At 74.5% G+C, this 17,689-nt stretch carries 16 protein-coding genes; 7 read left to right on the top strand and 9 right to left on the bottom strand.

The genetic code is table 11. From position 1 onward, the window contains the following. Window positions 1–9: 9 nt before the first annotated feature. From argC to ACH4OA_RS17525, 8 genes are all read right to left on the bottom strand, one after another. Complete coding sequence (argC, locus tag ACH4OA_RS17560; RefSeq protein WP_397969644.1) at window positions 10–1,035, bottom strand: N-acetyl-gamma-glutamyl-phosphate reductase; 1,026 nt, start codon at window positions 1,033–1,035, stop codon at window positions 10–12. Between the two features lie 37 nt (window positions 1,036–1,072). Then, window positions 1,073–1,246: a lysine biosynthesis protein LysW gene (gene lysW, locus ACH4OA_RS17555; RefSeq protein WP_365875042.1), complete on the bottom strand. Its 174-nt coding sequence runs from the start codon at window positions 1,244–1,246 to the stop codon at window positions 1,073–1,075. After that, window positions 1,243–2,211 (bottom strand): transketolase family protein, encoded by a 969-nt coding sequence (locus ACH4OA_RS17550; protein WP_397939173.1) that lies wholly within the window; start codon window positions 2,209–2,211, stop codon window positions 1,243–1,245. The genes lysW and ACH4OA_RS17550 overlap by 4 nt, the downstream gene beginning before the upstream one ends. Next, the gene (locus ACH4OA_RS17545) at window positions 2,208–3,050 is read right to left on the bottom strand and encodes a transketolase (protein WP_397939174.1); all 843 of its coding nucleotides are present in this window, start codon (window positions 3,048–3,050) and stop codon (window positions 2,208–2,210) included. The genes ACH4OA_RS17550 and ACH4OA_RS17545 overlap by 4 nt, the downstream gene beginning before the upstream one ends. Then, a complete protein-coding gene (locus ACH4OA_RS17540) occupies window positions 3,047–4,342 on the bottom strand; it encodes a DegT/DnrJ/EryC1/StrS family aminotransferase (protein ID WP_397939176.1) in 1,296 nt (431 codons plus the stop codon). The genes ACH4OA_RS17545 and ACH4OA_RS17540 overlap by 4 nt, the downstream gene beginning before the upstream one ends. A gap of 44 nt (window positions 4,343–4,386) precedes the next feature. Then, entirely contained in the window at window positions 4,387–5,439 is a 1,053-nt protein-coding gene (locus tag ACH4OA_RS17535; RefSeq protein WP_397946317.1) for a BtrH N-terminal domain-containing protein, read from the bottom strand. Continuing rightward, on the bottom strand, window positions 5,436–5,852 hold the full coding sequence (locus ACH4OA_RS17530; RefSeq protein WP_397939180.1) for a hypothetical protein: 417 nt from the start codon (window positions 5,850–5,852) through the stop codon (window positions 5,436–5,438). Before ACH4OA_RS17530 ends, ACH4OA_RS17535 begins: the two co-directional genes overlap by 4 nt. Before the next feature lie 326 nt (window positions 5,853–6,178). Beyond that, on the bottom strand, window positions 6,179–6,910 hold the full coding sequence (locus ACH4OA_RS17525; RefSeq protein ID WP_365875052.1) for a sulfotransferase family protein: 732 nt from the start codon (window positions 6,908–6,910) through the stop codon (window positions 6,179–6,181). A 277-nt stretch (window positions 6,911–7,187) separates the two neighbouring features. Between ACH4OA_RS17525 and ACH4OA_RS17520 the strand changes: the two genes are divergently transcribed. Genes ACH4OA_RS17520 through ACH4OA_RS17495 form a run of 6 tightly spaced genes read left to right on the top strand, consistent with a single transcriptional unit; the run spans window position 7,188 to window position 15,661 of the window. Then, window positions 7,188–8,066: a RimK family alpha-L-glutamate ligase gene (locus ACH4OA_RS17520; protein ID WP_365875054.1), complete on the top strand. Its 879-nt coding sequence runs from the start codon at window positions 7,188–7,190 to the stop codon at window positions 8,064–8,066. Then, window positions 8,063–9,187, top strand: coding sequence for a M20/M25/M40 family metallo-hydrolase (locus ACH4OA_RS17515; RefSeq protein ID WP_365875056.1), 1,125 nt, complete (start codon window positions 8,063–8,065; stop codon window positions 9,185–9,187). The genes ACH4OA_RS17520 and ACH4OA_RS17515 overlap by 4 nt, the downstream gene beginning before the upstream one ends. Continuing rightward, entirely contained in the window at window positions 9,184–12,516 is a 3,333-nt protein-coding gene (locus ACH4OA_RS17510; RefSeq protein WP_397969642.1) for an amino acid adenylation domain-containing protein, read from the top strand. The genes ACH4OA_RS17515 and ACH4OA_RS17510 overlap by 4 nt, the downstream gene beginning before the upstream one ends. Next, a complete protein-coding gene (locus ACH4OA_RS17505; protein WP_397969640.1) occupies window positions 12,513–13,400 on the top strand; it encodes a thioesterase domain-containing protein in 888 nt (295 codons plus the stop codon). Before ACH4OA_RS17510 ends, ACH4OA_RS17505 begins: the two co-directional genes overlap by 4 nt. Window positions 13,401–13,410: 10 nt before the next feature. Next, window positions 13,411–14,565: an acyl-CoA dehydrogenase family protein gene (locus ACH4OA_RS17500; protein WP_397939184.1), complete on the top strand. Its 1,155-nt coding sequence runs from the start codon at window positions 13,411–13,413 to the stop codon at window positions 14,563–14,565. A gap of 1 nt (window position 14,566) precedes the next feature. After that, window positions 14,567–15,661 (top strand): acyl-CoA dehydrogenase family protein, encoded by a 1,095-nt coding sequence (locus ACH4OA_RS17495; RefSeq protein ID WP_397969639.1) that lies wholly within the window; start codon window positions 14,567–14,569, stop codon window positions 15,659–15,661. Between the two features lie 2 nt (window positions 15,662–15,663). On the opposite strand, the gene ACH4OA_RS17490 is transcribed toward ACH4OA_RS17495, so the two are convergent. Beyond that, the gene (locus tag ACH4OA_RS17490; RefSeq protein ID WP_397946322.1) at window positions 15,664–16,377 is read right to left on the bottom strand and encodes a response regulator; all 714 of its coding nucleotides are present in this window, start codon (window positions 16,375–16,377) and stop codon (window positions 15,664–15,666) included. Between the two features lie 490 nt (window positions 16,378–16,867). Here ACH4OA_RS17490 and ACH4OA_RS17485 point away from each other — a divergent pair, with 490 nt between their 5' ends. After that, window positions 16,868–17,683, top strand: a complete 816-nt coding sequence (locus ACH4OA_RS17485) for a nucleotidyltransferase domain-containing protein (RefSeq protein WP_397969637.1) — start codon at window positions 16,868–16,870, stop codon at window positions 17,681–17,683. Window positions 17,684–17,689 lie beyond the last annotated feature (6 nt).

The raw sequence follows: 17,689 nt of genomic DNA, 5'->3' as shown, positions 1-17,689 counted from the left end.
CACCGGGGCTCAGACGGGATGCAGGCCGGGGAAGGACAGGCCCAGGTTCTCCGGCCACCCCCTGCGGATGTTCAGGCACTGGACCGCGTTGCCCGCGCCGCCCTTCACGAGGTTGTCCAGCGCGGCCATGGTCACCAGCCGTCCGGTCCCCTCGTCCACGGCGTACCCGACGTCGCAGAAGTTCGAGCCCAGCAGGATCTTCGGCTCCGGGTAGCGGAACGTGCCGCGCTCGTAGGTGACCAGCCGCACGAACGGCTCGTCCCGGTACTGCTCGCGGAACGCCCGCCGCACCGCCGGCTTGTCGACGCCGGGGCGCAGCGTGGCGTGGCAGAGGGTCTGCACCCCGCGCACCGCCTCCACCCCGGTCGCCGTCATCGCGGCCGTGATGCCCAGGTGCCGGGAGATCTCCGCCTCGTGCCGGTGCCCGGTCGGTGCGAACACCCGCATGGCGCCGCTGCGTTCGGCGTGCAGGTTGGCCGGGCCCGCGGTGGCGCCGGACCCGCTGGAGCCGGTGCGCGCGTCGAACTGCGCGACCGGTTCCACCAGGTCACGGGCCGTCAGCGGGTACAGCGCGAGCACCCCCGCCACCGCCATGCAGCCGGGCACGCTGACCAGGTCGGCGGTGCGCAGGCGCTCGCGGTGCAGCTCCGGGATGCCGGGCACGAACGCGCCGAGCAGCTCCGGCGCCTCGTGCTCGGTGGCGTAGTAGCGCCGGTAGACCTCGGGGTCGTCCAGCCGGAAGTCCCCGGTCAGGTCGATGACCTGCCGGGCGCGTTTCGTCCAGTGGCCGATCTGGCCCATGGCCGCCCGGTGGGCCGTGGCGAGGAACACGGTGTCGCACTCGTCCACGTCCTCGGCCGAGCAGAACACCAGGTCGGTGGCGGACCGCAGGTTCGGGTGCACGCCGTCGACCCGCTTGCCCGGGAACCGGGACGAGACCGCGCCGACCACCTCGACCTCGGGATGGCCGATCAGCAGCCGCAGCAGCTCGCCGCCGATGTAGCCGGCCGCGCCGACCACCGCGACGCGGATCACGGCCCGGCCCCGGTACACGTCGTGTGTCCGCGCACGCCTACTCTCCCCAGTCCTCTTCGACCTCGGGCGCCAGGGCGAGCACCGGCGGGTCCAGCGCCACGACCTCCAGCTCGCTGCGGCAGCCGGGGCACTCCACGATCTCGTTGAGCCGCACCGACTCGCCGAGCCGCACGTCGTCCTCACACTTCGGGCAGGTCTGCGGGGTGGTCATACGGTGATGTCCTTTCGATCGGTCGGGTGGGAGGGGGCGGCTGTGCCGAGGGCGGTACGGACCGTCCTCACCACCCGCTCCGCGGTGAGGTCGTAGTGTTCGACGAGGTGTTCCTGGTTGCCGACCGTGTCGACGAACCGGTCCGGCACGCCCAGCCGCAGCACCCTGGTGGGCGCGGCCTCCGCGAGCGTCTCGGCCACCGCGCCGCCGAGGCCGCCGGCGCGCCAGTGCTCTTCCAGCGTCACCACGAGCCGGGCCGGCCGGGCCGCGGCCACCAGGGCCTCGGTGTCCAGCGGCCGCAGCGTGTGCAGGTTCAGCACGGTGGCCTCGACGCCGTGTCCGGCCAGGGCGTCCGCCGCGGCGAGACAGGCGAGCACCGGGTAGGGACCGCAGCACGCGAGCACCACGTCGTCGCCCTGCCGCAGCGTCTGCGCCTTCCCGATGACCGGGGGCGGGGCGGCGGGCAGCGGCGGTGTCGCCTTGCGGCCGAGCCGGACGTAGAGTGGTCCGGGCAGGTGCACGCTCTGCTCGACGAACGCCTCGGTGGCGGCGGCGTCGGCCGGCACCACCACGGTCATGCCCGGCAGCACCCGGAGCACGGCGAGGTCCTCCAGCGCCTGGTGCGTCGGACCGAGGTGGCCCGCGGCGAGCCCGCCGTGGGTGGCCATGATGCGGACCGGCAGCCGGTTGTAGGCGATGTCGATCTTGATCGCCTCCAGCGCGCGGGACGCGGCGAAGGCGGCCATCGTGTTGACATACGGCATCCGCCCGCACGCGGCCAGTCCGGCGGCCATGCCCATCAGGTTGTGCTCGGCGATGCCCAGGTTGAGGTACTGCTCGCCGGCCGCCGTGGCGTGGTCCGCGCTGAACAGGCCGGTGTCGCTGTCCAGGCAGATCAGCTCGGGGTGCCGGCCCAGCAGGGCCAGCAGACGGTCCCGATACGCTTCTCGGGTCGCGCGGCTCATCCGGTCGTGCCCCTCGTCCGTAGGGCGGCCTTGGCCCTGGCGTGATTGCGCTCCGACAGCGTCACGTAGTGGCCGGCCGCCCGGCCCGCGAGGAACGGCAGCCCGTGGCCCTTGACCGTGCGGGCGATCAGCACGCTCGGCTTGCCCGGCTCCCAGGGGGCGGCGGCCAGGTGCTCCGCCAGCCCGGCCGCGTCATGGCCGTCCGCCTCGCGCACCGCCCAGCCGAAACTGCGCCAGCGTTCGGCCAGCGGTTCCATCGGCGCGATCCGCTCGGTGGACCCGGTGAGCTGCAGCCCGTTGCGGTCCACCACGGCGACGAGCCGGTCCAGCCGCAGCGACGCGGCCGCGATCGCCGCCTCCCAGACCGAACCCTCCTGGAGTTCGCCGTCGCCGAGCAGGACGAAGCTGCGCGCGTCCCGGCCCGCGTACCGGCCGGCCAGCGCGAACCCGCAGGCCAGCGCCAGTCCGTGGCCGAGCGACCCGGTGGGCAGCTCCACCCCGGGCACCGCGCGGACCGGATGGCCCATCAGCCTGCTGCCGGGCCGCGCGTAACCGGCGAGTTCCCCGACCGGCAGGAAGCCCCGCTCGGCCAGCGTCGCGTACAGGCCGACGGCGGCGTGGCCCTTGCTGAGCAGGAACCGGTCGCGTTCCGGGTCCTCCGGCCGCAGCGGGTCCACGTTCAGCACCGAGAAGTACAGCGCGGTGAGCACCTCCACCGAGGAGAACGCGCCGCCGAGGTGGCCGCCCTCCGGACCCGCGCACATGTCGACCACGTGCGAGCGGATACGGGCGGCGACCGCTTCCAGCGCCTCGCGCGCCGGAGCCCGGGTGGCCGTCATGACGCGGCCGCCGCGAGCGTCGCCACCGCGCCGGCGTTGGCCCACACCTTCTCGAACGCCTCCGCGTACAGCTCCAGCAACTGCCCCGAACCCGGGTGCAGATGACGCTTCTGCAAGGTCAGCGAGTCGGCGATGACCGCGCGGGCCACCGGGTAGCCCGCACTGGCCACCGGGGCGGACGCGCCGGTCACCGCCCACGGATAGCCGCCGCCGAAGCCGACCCGGTCGACGAAGACCTTCTGGTCGGGCAGCGGCATGAGCTGGTACTGCGACATCGGCACGCCCTCGGCGCGCAGCAGCCGCCGCAGCGCCGAGCGCAGCGCCTCGGGCCGCACCCCGTCCAGCCCGAACGCGGCCGGGTCGAACCGGAACCGCAGGATATGCCAGGCGTGCGTGGTGCCCGGCAGCGCGGTCGGCACGCGCAGCCCGGGCAGCCGCGCGAGCCGCCGGAGGAACGCGGTGACGTTGCGCTGCCGCGCCCGCTCGTAGTCGTCGAACCGGGCGAGCTGGGCGTCGGTGAACGCGGCCTGGAGCGCGTTCATCTTGTGGTTCCAGCCCAGGCCGTAGGAGACGTAGTCGCGTTCGCGGCCGCTCTCGATGACCTCGCCGAACTGCCGGCCCCGGCGCACCGACTCGGCCAGCTCGGCGCTGCCGGTCACCAGCAGACCGCCCTCGCCGCAGGTGGGGATGTTCTTGGTGGCCTGGAGGCTGAACGCGCCCGCGTCGCCGATCCCGCCGACCGGCCGCCCGCGGTGGGTCGCGCCGGGCGCCTGCGCCGCGTCCTCGATCACGGCGAGGCCGTGCCGGCGCGCGATGTCCGTGATCCGGTCCATGTCGGCGGGAGCGCCGTGCAGATGGACCGGGATGATCGCCTTGGTCCGGCCGGTGATCCGGTGCTCCACGTCGTCCGGGTCGAGGTTGAAGGTGACCGGGTCGACGTCGGCGAACACCGGCACGGCCATCTGGTGCACCGGCGCGAGCCCGGTGGCGATGAAGCTGAGCGCGGGCACGATCACCTCGTCGCCCGGCCCGACCCCGAGCCCGGCCAGCGCGAGGGACAGCGCGGCGGTGCCGGTGGACACCGCGACGCAGTGGCCGTAGCCGAACCGCCGCGCCCAGCGCTCCTCCAGGGTGGACACCGGGTTCGCGCCGTCCGTGTTGGACACCAGTCTGGCGCCGTCGAGCGCGTCGAGGACGGCCTTGCGGTCCTCGTCCTCGACCAGCGGCCAGTCCACGTGGCGCCGGTCCTTCGGCACCACCGCGGCACCGCCGAACGCTGCCAGCTTGCTCATCACTGTCCTCTCGACATGGTCACGGTGCCTCCGGCCGGGCGCGGTCACAGCCGCGCCGCCGCCGCGCCGACGGCGTCGACCGCACGCGCGTACGCGCCGCGCAGCGCGGTGGCGTGGTGCGCGATGTCGGCCGCGGCCGCACGCGCGTCGCCCAGCCCGTGCGCGCCGGTGATCCGCAGCCCGGTCCACGCGTGCGCGACGGACTCGACCGCCCGCCCGGCCCCGGCCAGCGCCGGATCGCCCCACTCGTGGCCGCAGCGGCGCAGCAGCTCACCGTGGAGCGACGCCTGCGCCTGCATGCCCCAGCCGAACGGGTACAGCTCGCGCAGCGCGCCGGCGTCCCCGGCCCGGCACCGGTCGAGCAGCTCGGCGGCGAACGCGTCGTAACCGGCAAGACCGGTACGGGCCGACGCGGCCGTGGTGAAGTCCTCGACGTCCGTGCGCAGGAAACCGCCGAGCAGCTCGGGGGTCAGCGGCGGCGCCGGGGCGTCGAGCGTTACGTCGAGACAGCGCCGGGCGATCCGGGAGTCGCTGAAGAACGCGTCCTGGACGTCGGTCGGGTTGGCCGAGCCCCAGCTGCGCAGGAACGCCTCGACCGGGACGGCACCGCGGAAGGCGGGCGGCATCGCGTCCGAGACGTACACCACCCCGCGCACCTCGTCCAGGCCGTAGACCACCACCAGGTGCGCGGCGTGCACATCGCCGTACGCGGGCCGGAACGGCAGGTGGAAGTTGTCCACCGCGGCGATGACCAGCCGGTCCCCGGCCAGCGCCGCGCGCATCTCCGCCCACACGTCGTCCTCGTCGGCGGGCTGCCACCAGCGGGCGCGCAGCGCGTGGTGCGGGGCCAGCGCGGCCCCGAGGTCGGTGTCACCGGACGCGTCGGGCGGGCACGGGTAGTAGAACTCCTCGGAGCGCACGTCGCCCGGCAGGTGCAGGAACCGCCAGCCCGCGCCGAGCACGGCCAGCGGATCGGCGCCCGCCCGGGCCAGCACCGTGCCGAAGGTGGCCTGCAGACAGCTGATCAGGTCGCGGTACCACAGCTCGGGCGCCGGGCCGGTGATCATGGACGTGCGTGCCGTCACCTCCTCGCTCATGCGCCGGCCTCCGCTCGCTGGAGGGTGACCGCGAAGAGGTGCACCGCGACGTTGCGCGGCAGGCGGACGCCGGCCAGGGCGGCACGCCGGGTGACCGGTACGCGCTGCGCCCACATGACCGCGCAGACGTCCCGCTGCACATGGTGCGGATAGTGCATGACGAGGCTCTCGAACGCCTTCACCTCGCCGAACCACGCGGGCGCCGCCCAGAAGTCGGAGACCCGCAGCGGTTCCGCGTCGACCGAGCCGTCGGCGTAGTGCAGCTCGACCGTGTCCTCGCAGCGCCGTTCGGCGGCCGCCAGCACATGGATCCAGTCGTAGCGGCCCTCCGGCACGCCGAGGAACTGCCCGGCGCAGCGGATGTTGTCCGGTCCGTCGCAGACCGGAGGAAACCGGAAAGGAATACCGGCCACCTGGACGAGACTTCCGCCCGCGGGCAGGTACTCGGCGGCAAACGAGTTTCCCCATACATTGAATGCCCCCGCTTTTGTCTCCGTTGCCGCGGAGATGGCCGTGTTGTTGCGATGCCCGGAAATATCGAGCGGATCGCACAGCCGGGTCATAGCGGAGGCCACCGGCATGTCCGTCACGTGATCCCCCTCACTGGAATGCCGTTCGGTAGGCGCAGACTAAGCCGCTGATGCGCGCGGTTCGTCCACACGGTGATTACCTCGGATTTCCGTGACGCCATGCCGCCGTACCGTGCCGGGCCGTCGGGCCGGCCGTGGCGGCCGGGCGGTCACGGCCGCAGCGCGGCGGCGCGCAGCCGCTCGTAGTACGGCAGGTGGTAGTCGCGGTAGGCGGCGAGCACCGGGTCGGCCGCCACCGCGTCGGCGCCGCGGTCCGGGCCCCGGGTGAAGCCGGCGGTCCGGCTGGTCGACTCGTGCCACCGGCTGGTCGCCTGCCACTCCGACCGCATGCCCGGCTGCCAGCTCAGCGCCTCGGGCAGGAAGGGGATGCCCACCGCCGCGCAGTAGGCCCGCACGGTCTCGGCCGGCCGGTCCAGCAGGTCGTCGGAGTCGATCACCACCGGCGTGGCGCCCGTGGCGTCCCGCACGGCCGCGAAGATCTCGTACAGCCGGGCGAAGCCGATCTCGTCGCGGCCCAGTTGCGGGTTGAGCGCGTGGTGCGAGGCGATGGCCTCGGCCGGGTGGCGGATGATGAAGGTGTGCGTCGCGGACGCCAGGAACTCCCGGTCGGCGAGCAGCGCCGGATAGGCGAAGTCCGTGGTGTCCTTGAAGAACACCGGCTTCTGCGCGGCGAGGGCACGCAGTTCGGCGAGCACGTCCTGTTCCGTGTGCGCGACCCGCTCGCCGACTTTCACCTCGCCGAAGTCGACCACTTGGGAGAACGGTTCGTGCACGACGACGCGGTCGCCCCGTTCCGCCATCATCCGCGCGAACGCGGTGGAACGGCTGCGCGGTGCGCTCCACAATGCGAGCACCGGTATCCGTTCTGCTTCGTGGTCCACGGTTTCCCCTTCCCTCTGCGTGGGCTCCTGGGCGGCCGGGCGGAAAACGCGCGGCGCCGGTGCGGCGGGTGGCCGGAATCCAGTCAAGAGTGGCACGGGCGGCGCCCGGCCCGGGTAAGCGAAACACGCAGCCGCGGACGGGCGGAGTAAACACAAAGCGTCCCCGCGGCTGCACTTGTCGCGGACGCGCACCGCACCTCCCGCCCGTACCGTCCACTGTGACGCGGCAGACCGGTTGCGCCGTCCGGCCAACCACTGGTCCTACTACGGAGGTCACGTGTCAGTGACACCAGAGCATCCGGGCGACGGCGGGATCGCCGTACTCGCCAGCAGGGTCGGCGCGGACGAGAAACGGCTGTTCGACGCGCTCGACCGGCGTGGTGTCGCCTTCGACCAGGTGGACACGCGCGGACAGTGGTTCCTGGACGGGCGGCGCGACCTGCCCTGGCGTCTCGTGCTCAACCGGGAGATCGGCCAGGTCCGCGCCGCGTACGCGGCCCGCAGTCTCGCCGCGGCGGGCGTCGAGGTGGTCAACAGCGCGGACGCGACCGAGGTGTGCGGCGACAAGTGGCGCACCACGCTGGCCCTGCGGGCGGCCGGACTGCCGGTCCCGCGCACCGCGCTCGGCCTCACTCCGCAGGCCGCGCTGGACGCGCTGGAGACCATCGGCTATCCGGCGCTGGTCAAACCGCTGACCGGCTCGTGGGGCCGGCTGGTGGTGCCGCTGCGCGACCGGGCCGCCGCGGAAGGCGTGTTCGAGTACGTCGCCGCGCTGTCCGGCCCCCAGTCGCACCTCGGCTACGTACAGGAACTGATCGACAAACCCGGCCGGGACATCCGGGCGATCGTGGTCGGCGGCGACCTGCTGGGCGCCGTCTACCGGACCGGTGAGTCGCTGCGCACCAACGTGGCGCTCGGCGCCGCGACCCTGCCGTGCGAGGCGACACCGGAGATCACCAAGCTGGCCGTCGCCGCCGCCGACGCGGTCGGCGCCGACATCGCCGGAGTCGACCTGATCGAGGACCGGGACGGCCGGCTGCTGGTGCTGGAGGTCAACCACCGGGTCGAGTTCACCGGTTTCCAGGCCGCCCTCGGCGACCGGGTCGACGTCGCGGACCGCATCGTCGGACACCTACTGGAACGAGCACAACGATGAACTGGGCCTTCACCTCGTCCGGTGACGTCACCGAGACCTACGCCGTCGGGCTGCTGCGCGGCATGCTGGAGATCCCGTCCTCCTCCTACCAGGAACGCGCGCTGGCCGACTTCCTGGCCGAGGCGATGACGGACCTGGGCTTCCAGGCGCACATCGACGGGGTGGGCAACGTCATCGGCGTGATCGAACGCGGCGACGGCCCCACCCTGATGCTGCTCGGACACCTGGACACCGTCCCCGGCCAGCTCCCGGTCCGCTCCGAGGACGGCAAGCTGTACGGCCGGGGCGCGGTGGACGCCAAGGGGCCGCTCGCGGCGATGATCTGCGCCGCGGCCAGCGCCGTGGACTTCCCCGGCCGGATCGTGGTGATCGGCGTCGTGGAGGAGGAGACGCCGGGCTCCCGCGGGGCGATGGCGATCCGGGCCACCCACGACCGGCCGGACGCGCTGCTCATCGGCGAACCGAGCGGCTGGTCCAGCGTGGTCCTCGGCTACAAGGGCAAGCTGGACCTGCGCTACACCGTCAAGTGTCCCGCCACCCACCCGAGCAACCCGGCACCGAAGGCGTCCGAACTGGCCGTCGCCTGCTGGGCCGCGCTGGTCGACCTGCTCGGTCCGGACGCGGGCCACGACGCCTTCGCCCGGCCGGGCGCGACGCTCTGCCAGCTCAACGCCGACCTGACCTCGGCGACGGCGGACCTCAGCGTCCGCACCCCGCCGGGCTTCGACATCGACGGCCTGGTGCGCGACCTGCGCGAGCGCCTGCCCGTCGGCCACCTCGAAGTGCTGAACGCGGTCGCGGCCTGCCGGGCGGACCGGTCCAACCCGGCCGTCCGCGCGCTGGTGACCGGCATCCGGCGGCTGCACGCCCAGCCCCGGATGGTGGTGAAGACGGCCACCTCGGACATGAACACCCTCGCCGAGGTCTGGGACATCCCGATGGCGACCTACGGCCCCGGCGACAGCCGGCTCGACCACGCCGACACCGAGCACATCGTGCTCTCGGACTACCTGCGCGGCATCGACGTGCTGTCCATCGCCCTCACGGAGCTGGCGCACCTGCCCGCCCGCCGCGCCGACCAGGTCACCGACGCGCCGCTGCCCGCAAGGAGCCTGCGATGACCGACATGACCCAGCGTCTCGCCGCGCTGCCGGCGGAGCGCCGCGCGCAGTTCCTCGCCCGGCTCAAGGAGCAGACCGACGGCGCGGGCCGGCAGGGCCCGGCGCCCCGCGGGGACACCGGCCCGGCACCGCTGTCGCACGCGCAGGAGACCGTCTGGTTCCTCGGCCGGACGGCACCGGACAGCCCGGCCCCGCGCGTGTCGCGGTGCCTGCGGCTGCGGGGCGCCCTGGACGTGGGCGCGCTGCGTGCGGCACTGGCCGCGGTCGTCGCCCGGCACGAGGCGCTGCGCACCGCGATCGTGCCGCGCGAGGGCGCCCCGGCCCAGGTGGTCGCGCCCGAGGTCCCGGTCGGACTGCCGCTGACCGAGGCGGCGGGCGACGGCCCCGGACAGCGGCTCGCCGCCGCGCGCGCCCTCGTCGCCGAGCGGCTCGGCGCACCGTACGACGTGAGCCGGGCGCCGCTGTGGCGCGCGGAGCTGATCAGGGTGGCGCCGGACGACCACCTGTTCCTGTTCGACGCGCACGCCCTGGTGGCCGACGAGGCCTCGCTCGGCCTGCTGACCGCCGAACTCGCCGAGGCCTACCGGTCGCTGCGCGCCGGCGAAGCCCCCCGGCTGCCCGCACTGCCCGTGCAGTACCCGGACTACGCGGTGTGGCAGCGCGACGGACTGGACGGCGGCGAACCGGACAAACTGGCCGCGTACTGGCGGGACACACTGGCGGGCGCCGAGGTGCTGGAGTTCCCGGCCGACCGGCCCCGCGGCGACACGCAGACCTTCGCGGGCGCCGGCGGCCGCTTCCCGGTCGGGCACGAGGGCCTGGCAAGGGCGCGGGAACTGGCCCGCGAGGAGGACGCGAGCGTCTACGACGTCCTCGCCGCCGCCTTCTTCACCCTGCTGCACCGCTACTCGGGCCTGGACGACCTGGTGATCGGCGCCCCGGACGGCGCCGGACGGCCCGCGTCCGTGTCCGCGCTGATCGGCCGCTTCACCGGCCTGACGGTGCTGCGCGCGGACGTCTGCGGCGACCCGGCCTTCCGCGAACTGGTCCGGCGCGTCAAACGCGTGACGGCGGACGCGCACGCGCACGCCGGCCTGCCGCTGCACCGGCTGGCCGACGCGGTGGACGCGGCCCGCGACCCGTCCCGCTCACCGCTCTTCCAGATCCTCTTCGCCCTGCGCGACGCGGCGCCCGAGCCCGGCCTGCCCGGCCTGGTGACCTCGCCCGAGACCGCCCGCACCGGCACCTCCCGGTTCGACATGAGCTGGCACCTGGCGGAACCGGCCGCTCCCGGCGCCGACGGGCTGCTGGACATCGAGTACAACACCCGGCTGTTCGACGCCGAGAGCATCGCCCGGTTCGCCCGGCACTACGACACGCTGCTGCGCGGCCTGACCGCCGGCCCCGACGCCCCGCTCTCCGCCGCGGACATGCTGAGCCCGGCGGACAAGGCGTTCCTCGCCGAAATCGCCGTGGGACCGGTGCGGCCGGTGCGCGAGACCACCGTCGTCGCCGAGTTCGAGGCCCGCGTCCGGCAGGCCCCGGACAGCGTGGCCGTCGTCGTCGCGGACACCGAGACCACGTACGCCGAACTCAACGCCCGCGCCAACCGGCTCGCCGCCCTGCTGCGCGAGCACGGCGCAGGCCCGGGCACCCGGATCGGCCTGTGCCTGCGCAGGAACGCGGACCTGCCGACGGCGGTGCTCGCGGTGCTCAAGACCGGCGCGGCCTATGTGCCGCTCGACCCGGCGCACCCGCCCGCCCGGGTCGCGGAGATCGCCGCCGACGCCGAGCTGCGCGCGGTGGTCGCGCACGCCGGGGCCGCCGGGGCGCTGAGCGAGGTCGCCGCGCCCGTCGTCACGCTGGACGAGGTCCGCGCGCGGCTCGAGACGATGCCCGCCGGCGACCCGCCGCTCGCGGCCGGACCCGGCGACGTCGCCTACATCATCTACACCTCCGGCAGCACCGGCCGGCCCAAGGGAGTCCTCCTCGAACACCGCGGGGTCGTCAACTTCATCGACTCCACCCGGGAGCTGTTCGGCCTGACCCCCGCCGACCGGGTGCTCGGCTTCGCGTCGATCACCTTCGACGTCTCCGTGTTCGAGACGTTCTCCGCGCTGCTGACCGGCGCCCGCCTGTGCCTGGCCACCGAGGACGAACGGCTCTCCGTGGACCGGCTCCAGTCGCTGCTGGAACGCGCCGGCGTCACCGTCGTCGACCTGCCGCCGACCGTGATGCCGTTGCTGGCCCCGGAGAAGTTCACCGCGCTGCACATCGCGTTCGTCGGCGGCGAGGCGTTCAGCGGCGAACTGGTGAACCGGTGGAACCCGGGCCGGCGGCTGTTCAACGGCTACGGCCCGACCGAGTGCACGGTGACGATGATCGTCGAGGAGTGCGCCGGCACCTGGGACACCTCGCCGCCGATCGGCCTGCCCATGACCAACCACGTCGCGCACGTACTGGACCGCGACCTGCGCCAGGTGCCGGTCGGCGTGCCGGGCGAACTGGTCATCGGCGGCGCCGGACTGGCCCGCGGCTACCTGGGCCGGCCCGAGCTGACCGCGGAGAAGTTCGTCACCGACCCGTTCGGCACCGCGCCCGGCGGGCGGCTGTACCGCACCGGGGACCTGGTCAAGCGGCTGCCGGACGGACGGCTGGTCTTCCTCGGCCGGCTCGACCAGCAGGTCAAGATCCGCGGCCTGCGGATCGAACTGGGCGAGGTGGAAGCGGCGCTGGCCGCCGTGCCCGGCGTCGGCCAGGCCACCGTACGGCCGTGGACCGACGACGCCGGCGACAAGCACCTGGTCGGCTATGTGACCGGGGTGAGCGGGGAGCAGGTGCCGGCGGTGCGCGAGCGGCTCGGCACGCTCCTGCCCTCGTACATGATCCCGTCGTACTTCGTCTGCCTGCCCGAACTCCCGCTCACCAGCAGCGGCAAGGTCGAACGGCGCCGGCTGCCCGCGCCCGACCCGGCGGCGGCCGGCGACCGGGCGGGCGGCGAGCCGCGTACCGCGACCGAACGGGTGCTGCTGCGCGAGGTGCTCGCGCCGCTGCTGCGCAGCGACCGGCTCGGTGTGCACGACGACTTCTTCCAGGCGGGCGGCAACAGCCTCCAGGCCGCCCAGCTGATGTCGGCGATCAACCGCAGGTTCGGGGTGGAGATCGCGCTCTCCGACTTCTTCACCTCGCCCACCGTCGCGCACCTGGCCACCGCCGTCGACACCGCGAGCGCCGCGCGGCTCGGCGAGGACGAACTGCTCGACCTGCTGGAGAACCTGTCCGACGAGGAGGCCGCCCGGATGATCGAGGGTCTGGGGGAGCGCTCGTGAACCCCGCGCCGGGAGACCGCGCGGACCGGCTGACCGGACCGCGCAAGGCGCTGCTCGCACGCCTGCTGGCGGACCGCCGCAAGGCCGAGGCGGCGGTGGCCGGCCGGACACCGGTGTCCATGCGGCCGCCCGGCCCGGCCCGGGTCGTCCTGCTGCACCCCTCGGGCGGCGCGCTGTTCTGCTACGTCCCGCTGGTCAGGGCGTTGCGCGAGGGCATCGGCGTGGCCGGGTTCGCCGCCGACCCCGAGGACACCGCGCTGCCTCCCGGGGACGGGCTGACGGCGACCGCCGCCCGGATCGCGCGGGCCCTGACCGCGGCCGGCCTGCCCGAGTCGGCCTGCCTGGCCGGCTGGTCCTACGGCGGTGTGCTCGCCTTCGAGACCGCCCGGCAACTGGAGCGGGACACCGGCCGCCGGCCGCCGGTGGTGCTGCTGGACGCCTCCTACGCGGAGGACGACGTGCCGCTGGACGAGCCGACGGTACGGCGGCGGTTCGTGCACGACGTCGCCCGGCTGGCGGGCCGGGACGGCCCAAAGGTGCGCGCCGTACTGGACGACCCGCGGGCCGGCGAGGCCGGCCTGCGCGAGACACTGACCTCGCTCGGCGTCGAACCCGGCCTCACCGACGAGGAGCTGGCCGACCGCTACGCCGTCTTCCGGTTCTGCGCGCTGGCGCTGGAGGCGTATCACCCGCCGGGTCCCTACGGCGGTCCGGTGACCCTGCTGGCCACCGCCGCCCACGCCCCCGTCTTCGCCGAGCGGTGGCGGGCGGTGTGCACGGGCCCGTTCCACACCGGCGACCTGCCCGGCGACCACTACACCCTGTTCACACAACCGGCGCTCGGCCGGATCGTCACCGCGATCGAACAGACGCTCGCCTCCTGAGGAGACCTCCATGCGGTACGGATTCACCGAGGAACAACAGCGGTTCCGGGCTCGGGTGCGACAGGCGCTGCGCTCCGCCGAGGTGCGCGCGGCGGTGGCCGGGGCCGTGCCCGCGGCCGGTGTGGAGCCGGACCAGCGGCCGCTGTACCGGCTGCTCGGCGAACGGGGACTGCTCGCGGTGCACTGGCCCGAGGAGTTCGGCGGAGCGGGCCGCCCGCTCACCGACGCCGCGATCGTCGCCGAGGAACTGGTGCGCGCCGGCGTGCCGGACACGCCGCACGTCAACACCATCCAGATCGTCGGCCAGTTCCTGCTGATGGCGGGCAGCCCCGAACAGCGGCGGCGGCACCTGCCCGCGCTGGCCCGCGGGGAGCGTTTCGCGTCCGTGCTCTACACCGAGCCGGACGCGGGATCGGACCTCGGCGCGCTGAGCACCGTGGCCGAACCGGACGGCGACGGCTACCGGATCACCGGCACCAAGGTGTTCAGCCTCAAGACCCGCTTCGCCGACCTCGGGCTGTGCGCGGCCCGGACGACGCCGGGTGCCGGCAAGTACCAGGGGATCAGCCTGTTCCTGGTCGACCTGAAAGCCCCCGGCGTGACCGTGTCGGTGCTGCCCGGCATCGGTGACGAGCAGTTCCACCGGGTCGACCTCGACGCGGTGCGCGTGTCCGGCGACGACCTCCTCGGCGCGCGCGACCAGGGCTGGCCGCTGCTCGACCAGGCCCTGGCCATCGAACGCACCGGCCTCGACTACCACCTCAAGGCGGAGTACTGGCTCCAGGCCGCGCTGGAGGCGCTGCTCGACCGCGAGCCGGACGCGCCGCACGACGCCCACCTCGAACGGATCGGCCGCTGGGACGGCGCGCTGACCGCCGACCACGCCCTGGCCTGGGAGGTGCTCACCGGGCTAGCCGCCGACCGGGTCGACCCGGTCGCGGCCGCCGTCGCCAAGTACCACAGCAGCGAACTCGCCCAGGACATCGCCGCGTGGGCCGCGGACATCCCGGACGCCGCGCAGCGGGCCGGCCGCACCCGGGCGGCCGTCATCCTGGACTCCGCCCGCCGGGAGGCGCCCGGCCTCACGCTGTCGGCGGGAACCTCCGAGGTGATGCTCCAGATCATGGCCGCCTCGTTCGACAACCTCGGACAGGAGAAGCGCTGACATGGACCTCACCCCCGATCCGCTCCACGTCCAGGTGCGCAAGGCGTTGCGCACGGCCCTCGCCGGCGTCCCCGCCCCGCCCGGGGTGCACGGCGCGCCGGTGACCGACGGAGCCCTCGGCCCCACGCGGACGGTCCTCGACGCCCTGGGCGCGGCCGACTTCGAACGGCCCGCCGCCGCCGGCGGCCTGGACCTCGGCCTGACGGCCGGGGTGCTCGTCAGCGAGGAACTCGGCTACGCGGCACGCGGGAACTCCTACCGGGCCGGCGCGCTGGCCGCCGACACGGGCGGCCCGGCGGACGCGGCGCTGGCGGGACTGGAGGCGCTGCCGGCCGGCGCCGGGATCACCGCGGCACCGCGAGCGGGCGGCTGGGAGCTGACCGGCACCGCCACGGCCGACGACCCCGCGCCCGGCACGCTCCTGGTGGCCGCCCGGACCGACGGCGAGCCGGTGCTGTTCGCGGTGCCGTCCGGCGCGCCCGGCCGCAGCGTGGACGACACCTGCTGGCCGCCGGTCGTCCGGTTCGAGGCCACGCCGGTCACCGCGGCGGACGTGGTCGCGAAGCTGGACGACTCGCCCACCGGCGCGCTGGCCCGGGCCCGGCTGCGGCAGGCCGCCTATCTGCTGGGCATCGCCGACGGCGCGCACCAGGCCGCGGTCCGCTACGCCGGCGTCCGGCGGCAGTTCGACACCAGGCTGCGCGATCTGCCCGCGGTGGCCTTCCCGCTGGCGCGCGCCATGGTGGCGGTGCGCGCGACCAGGGCGGCGGTGTACCGGGGGGCGTGGCTGGTCGACAACGCGCCCGAAGGGACCGGCACCGCGCCGGTGGTGGCGCTGGCGATGGCCGCCGAGACCGCGCGCGACGTGGTGCGGGTGTGCATGCAGAGCTGCGGCGTACGGGCGATGACCGCGGAACTCGGACTGCACCGCTACTTCCGGCTGGCCGCGGCGGAGTCCGGCCGGTACGGCGCACCGGCCGCGCTGTGGCGGCAGGCCGGCGCCGCCCGTCTCGACCTGGCCCGGCGCGGCGGTGACGACGACGGCACCGGCGACGGCACCGGACTTGCGGCCGGGACGGTGCCGGGGCCCCGGTGAGATCAGCCGGCGTACACGTCCTCGCGCGGTCCGGTCCGTGCCTCGCCGGCGGCCCCGGCGGCGGAGTGGATGAGCCCGGACCGGTAGGCCAGGGAGACGAGCTGGGCGCGGTCGCGGACACCGAGTTTGGTGCGCACCCGGTACAGGTGGGTGCGCACGGTGGCCACGCCGATGGTCAGCTCGCGGGCCACCTCCTCGGTGGACATGCCCCGGGCCACCATCCGCGTGATCTCCTTCTCCCGCGGGGTCAGTTCGGTGACCTCCGGGTAGGCCCGCGACTGCCGGGCCGCGGGCTGTTCGCGGAACCAGGTGACCAGGCGGTGGGCGATGTCCGGGGCGAGCATGGTCCGGCCGGCGGCCGCGGCCCGGACGGCGGTGACCAGTTCCTGCGGGCTCGCGTCCTTGCCGAGCAGGCAGCTCGCGCCGGCGTGCAGCACGTCGCTCACCGTCTGGTCGGTGTCGGACCCGGTGAAGACGACGATATGGGGCGCGGCGACCTCCTTGCCGAGCCGGCGGATCAGCTCCAGACCGGACATGGTGCGCAGGCTCAGATCGGTGACCACGACATCGGGCCGCTTGGTGCGGACCAGCACGAGGGCCTCCACACCGCTGTCGGTGGTGCCGATCACGTCGATGTCCGGTACGGCGTCGAGCAGCGTTCTCAAGCCGTTCCCTATGACGGGCAGTTCGTCGCAGATGAGTACCCGGATGGTCATGGTGTTCCGCCTCGGTGGGGGGTAGCTGGAAGCCCTTGACCGCGGCCGCCGGCTCCCGGACCGCTCGGCCATGGCTGCTACGCGTCAACCTTATGGGCCGCGTCGCCCGCTGCTCCACAGGATGTTCACACCGACCGGAAAACACCGCGTCGGCGTGTGTGGCGGAGCCGTCCGGCCCGATGGCGGCGAGGAGCGCTCCCGGCCCTGCCGTACGGCGTGTGCCCGCCGGGCGGCCGTGCCGCGGGGGGCGTGAGCGTCCCGCGCCGGGGGCAGGCCAGGTTGGCCGGAAACGAGATGGAAAACCGGCTGATTATGTCAAGTACGCACCGGCGTGCGGTGCCCGCGCCCGGACCGGCCGCCGGTAGACGGGCCGTGGACGGTGCCGTGCTCGGGCAGGCTGCCGGTAATCGGGCCGTGGACGGTGCCGCACCCGGACCGGCCGCCGGTAAACGGGTCGCGGACGGTGCCGCGCTCGGGCAGGCTGCCGGGCATGGAACGTCTGCGGGAGATCGCCGGGCGGCTGGCGGACATCGACGGAGTCGTCGCGGTCGCCCTGGGCGGCAGCCGGGCGAGCGGCACCCCTGGCCCCGGCTCCGACTACGACCTCGGCCTGTACTACCGGCCGCCCCTGGACACCGCCGCCCTGCGGCGCCTGGCGGCCGAGCTGACCGGCGCGCCGGTCGAGGTCACCGAACCCGGCGGCTGGGGGCCGTGGGTGGACGGCGGGGCGTGGCTGACCGTCGACGGCCACCGCGTCGACTGGATCTACCGGGACCTGGACCGGGTGCGCCGGGTGTGGGCGGACTGCCGCGCGGGACGCTTCGAGACCGGCACCCAGCCCGGTCACCCGCTGGGCGTGTACTCACACGCGTACGCCGGCGAGGTCGCCCTCGGGCAGGTCCTCGCGGACCCCGGCGGCGAGCTGACGGCCCTGCGGCGCGAGACACGCCGCTATCCGGAACCGCTGCGCGCGGCCCTGATCGCCCAGGCGCGCTGGGAGGCTCCGTTCATCCTGGCGTGCGCCCGCAAGGGGGCGGCGCGCGGCGACACCTTCTATGTCGCCGGCTGCCTCTTCCGCGCGGTGGGGCTGCTCGCGCACGCCCTGCACGCCCACGGCCGGCGCTGGGTGCTGAACGAGAAGGGCGCGGTGCGGGCCGCGGGGGAACTGCCGTCCGCTCCGCCCGGGTTCGCCGCCCGGGCCCACGCCGTGTTCGCCGCGCTCGGCACGGGCCCGGACACCCTGGGCACCGCGCTGGACGCGGCCGGCGAGCTGGTCGACGAGGTCTGCCGGCGGGTCGCGTCCTGACGGCAC

It is taken from the genome of Streptomyces sp. NPDC017095, from assembly GCF_044332325.1.
Lineage (GTDB): Bacteria > Actinomycetota > Actinomycetes > Streptomycetales > Streptomycetaceae > Streptomyces.
Note: the sequence above shows the minus strand (reverse complement) of the source record. Positions and strands in the feature narration are given on the sequence as shown.

Bases quoted from the DNA above. Each gene is read 5' to 3' on its own strand.
- ACH4OA_RS17545 (WP_397939174.1), bottom strand. From the start codon at position 3,050: ATGACGGCCACCCGGGCTCCGGCGCGCGAGGCGCTGGAAGCGGTCGCC.
- ACH4OA_RS17535 (WP_397946317.1), bottom strand. From the start codon at position 5,439: ATGAGCGAGGAGGTGACGGCACGCACGTCCATGATCACCGGCCCGGCG.
- ACH4OA_RS17540 (WP_397939176.1), bottom strand. From the start codon at position 4,342: ATGAGCAAGCTGGCAGCGTTCGGCGGTGCCGCGGTGGTGCCGAAGGAC.
- ACH4OA_RS17485 (WP_397969637.1), top strand. From the start codon at position 16,868: ATGGAACGTCTGCGGGAGATCGCCGGGCGGCTGGCGGACATCGACGGA.
- ACH4OA_RS17515 (WP_365875056.1), top strand. From the start codon at position 8,063: ATGAACTGGGCCTTCACCTCGTCCGGTGACGTCACCGAGACCTACGCC.
- lysW (WP_365875042.1), bottom strand. From the start codon at position 1,246: ATGACCACCCCGCAGACCTGCCCGAAGTGTGAGGACGACGTGCGGCTC.
- ACH4OA_RS17500 (WP_397939184.1), top strand. From the start codon at position 13,411: ATGCGGTACGGATTCACCGAGGAACAACAGCGGTTCCGGGCTCGGGTG.
- ACH4OA_RS17510 (WP_397969642.1), top strand. From the start codon at position 9,184: ATGACCGACATGACCCAGCGTCTCGCCGCGCTGCCGGCGGAGCGCCGC.
- ACH4OA_RS17550 (WP_397939173.1), bottom strand. From the start codon at position 2,211: ATGAGCCGCGCGACCCGAGAAGCGTATCGGGACCGTCTGCTGGCCCTG.
- ACH4OA_RS17495 (WP_397969639.1), top strand. From the start codon at position 14,567: ATGGACCTCACCCCCGATCCGCTCCACGTCCAGGTGCGCAAGGCGTTG.
- ACH4OA_RS17490 (WP_397946322.1), bottom strand. From the start codon at position 16,377: ATGACCATCCGGGTACTCATCTGCGACGAACTGCCCGTCATAGGGAAC.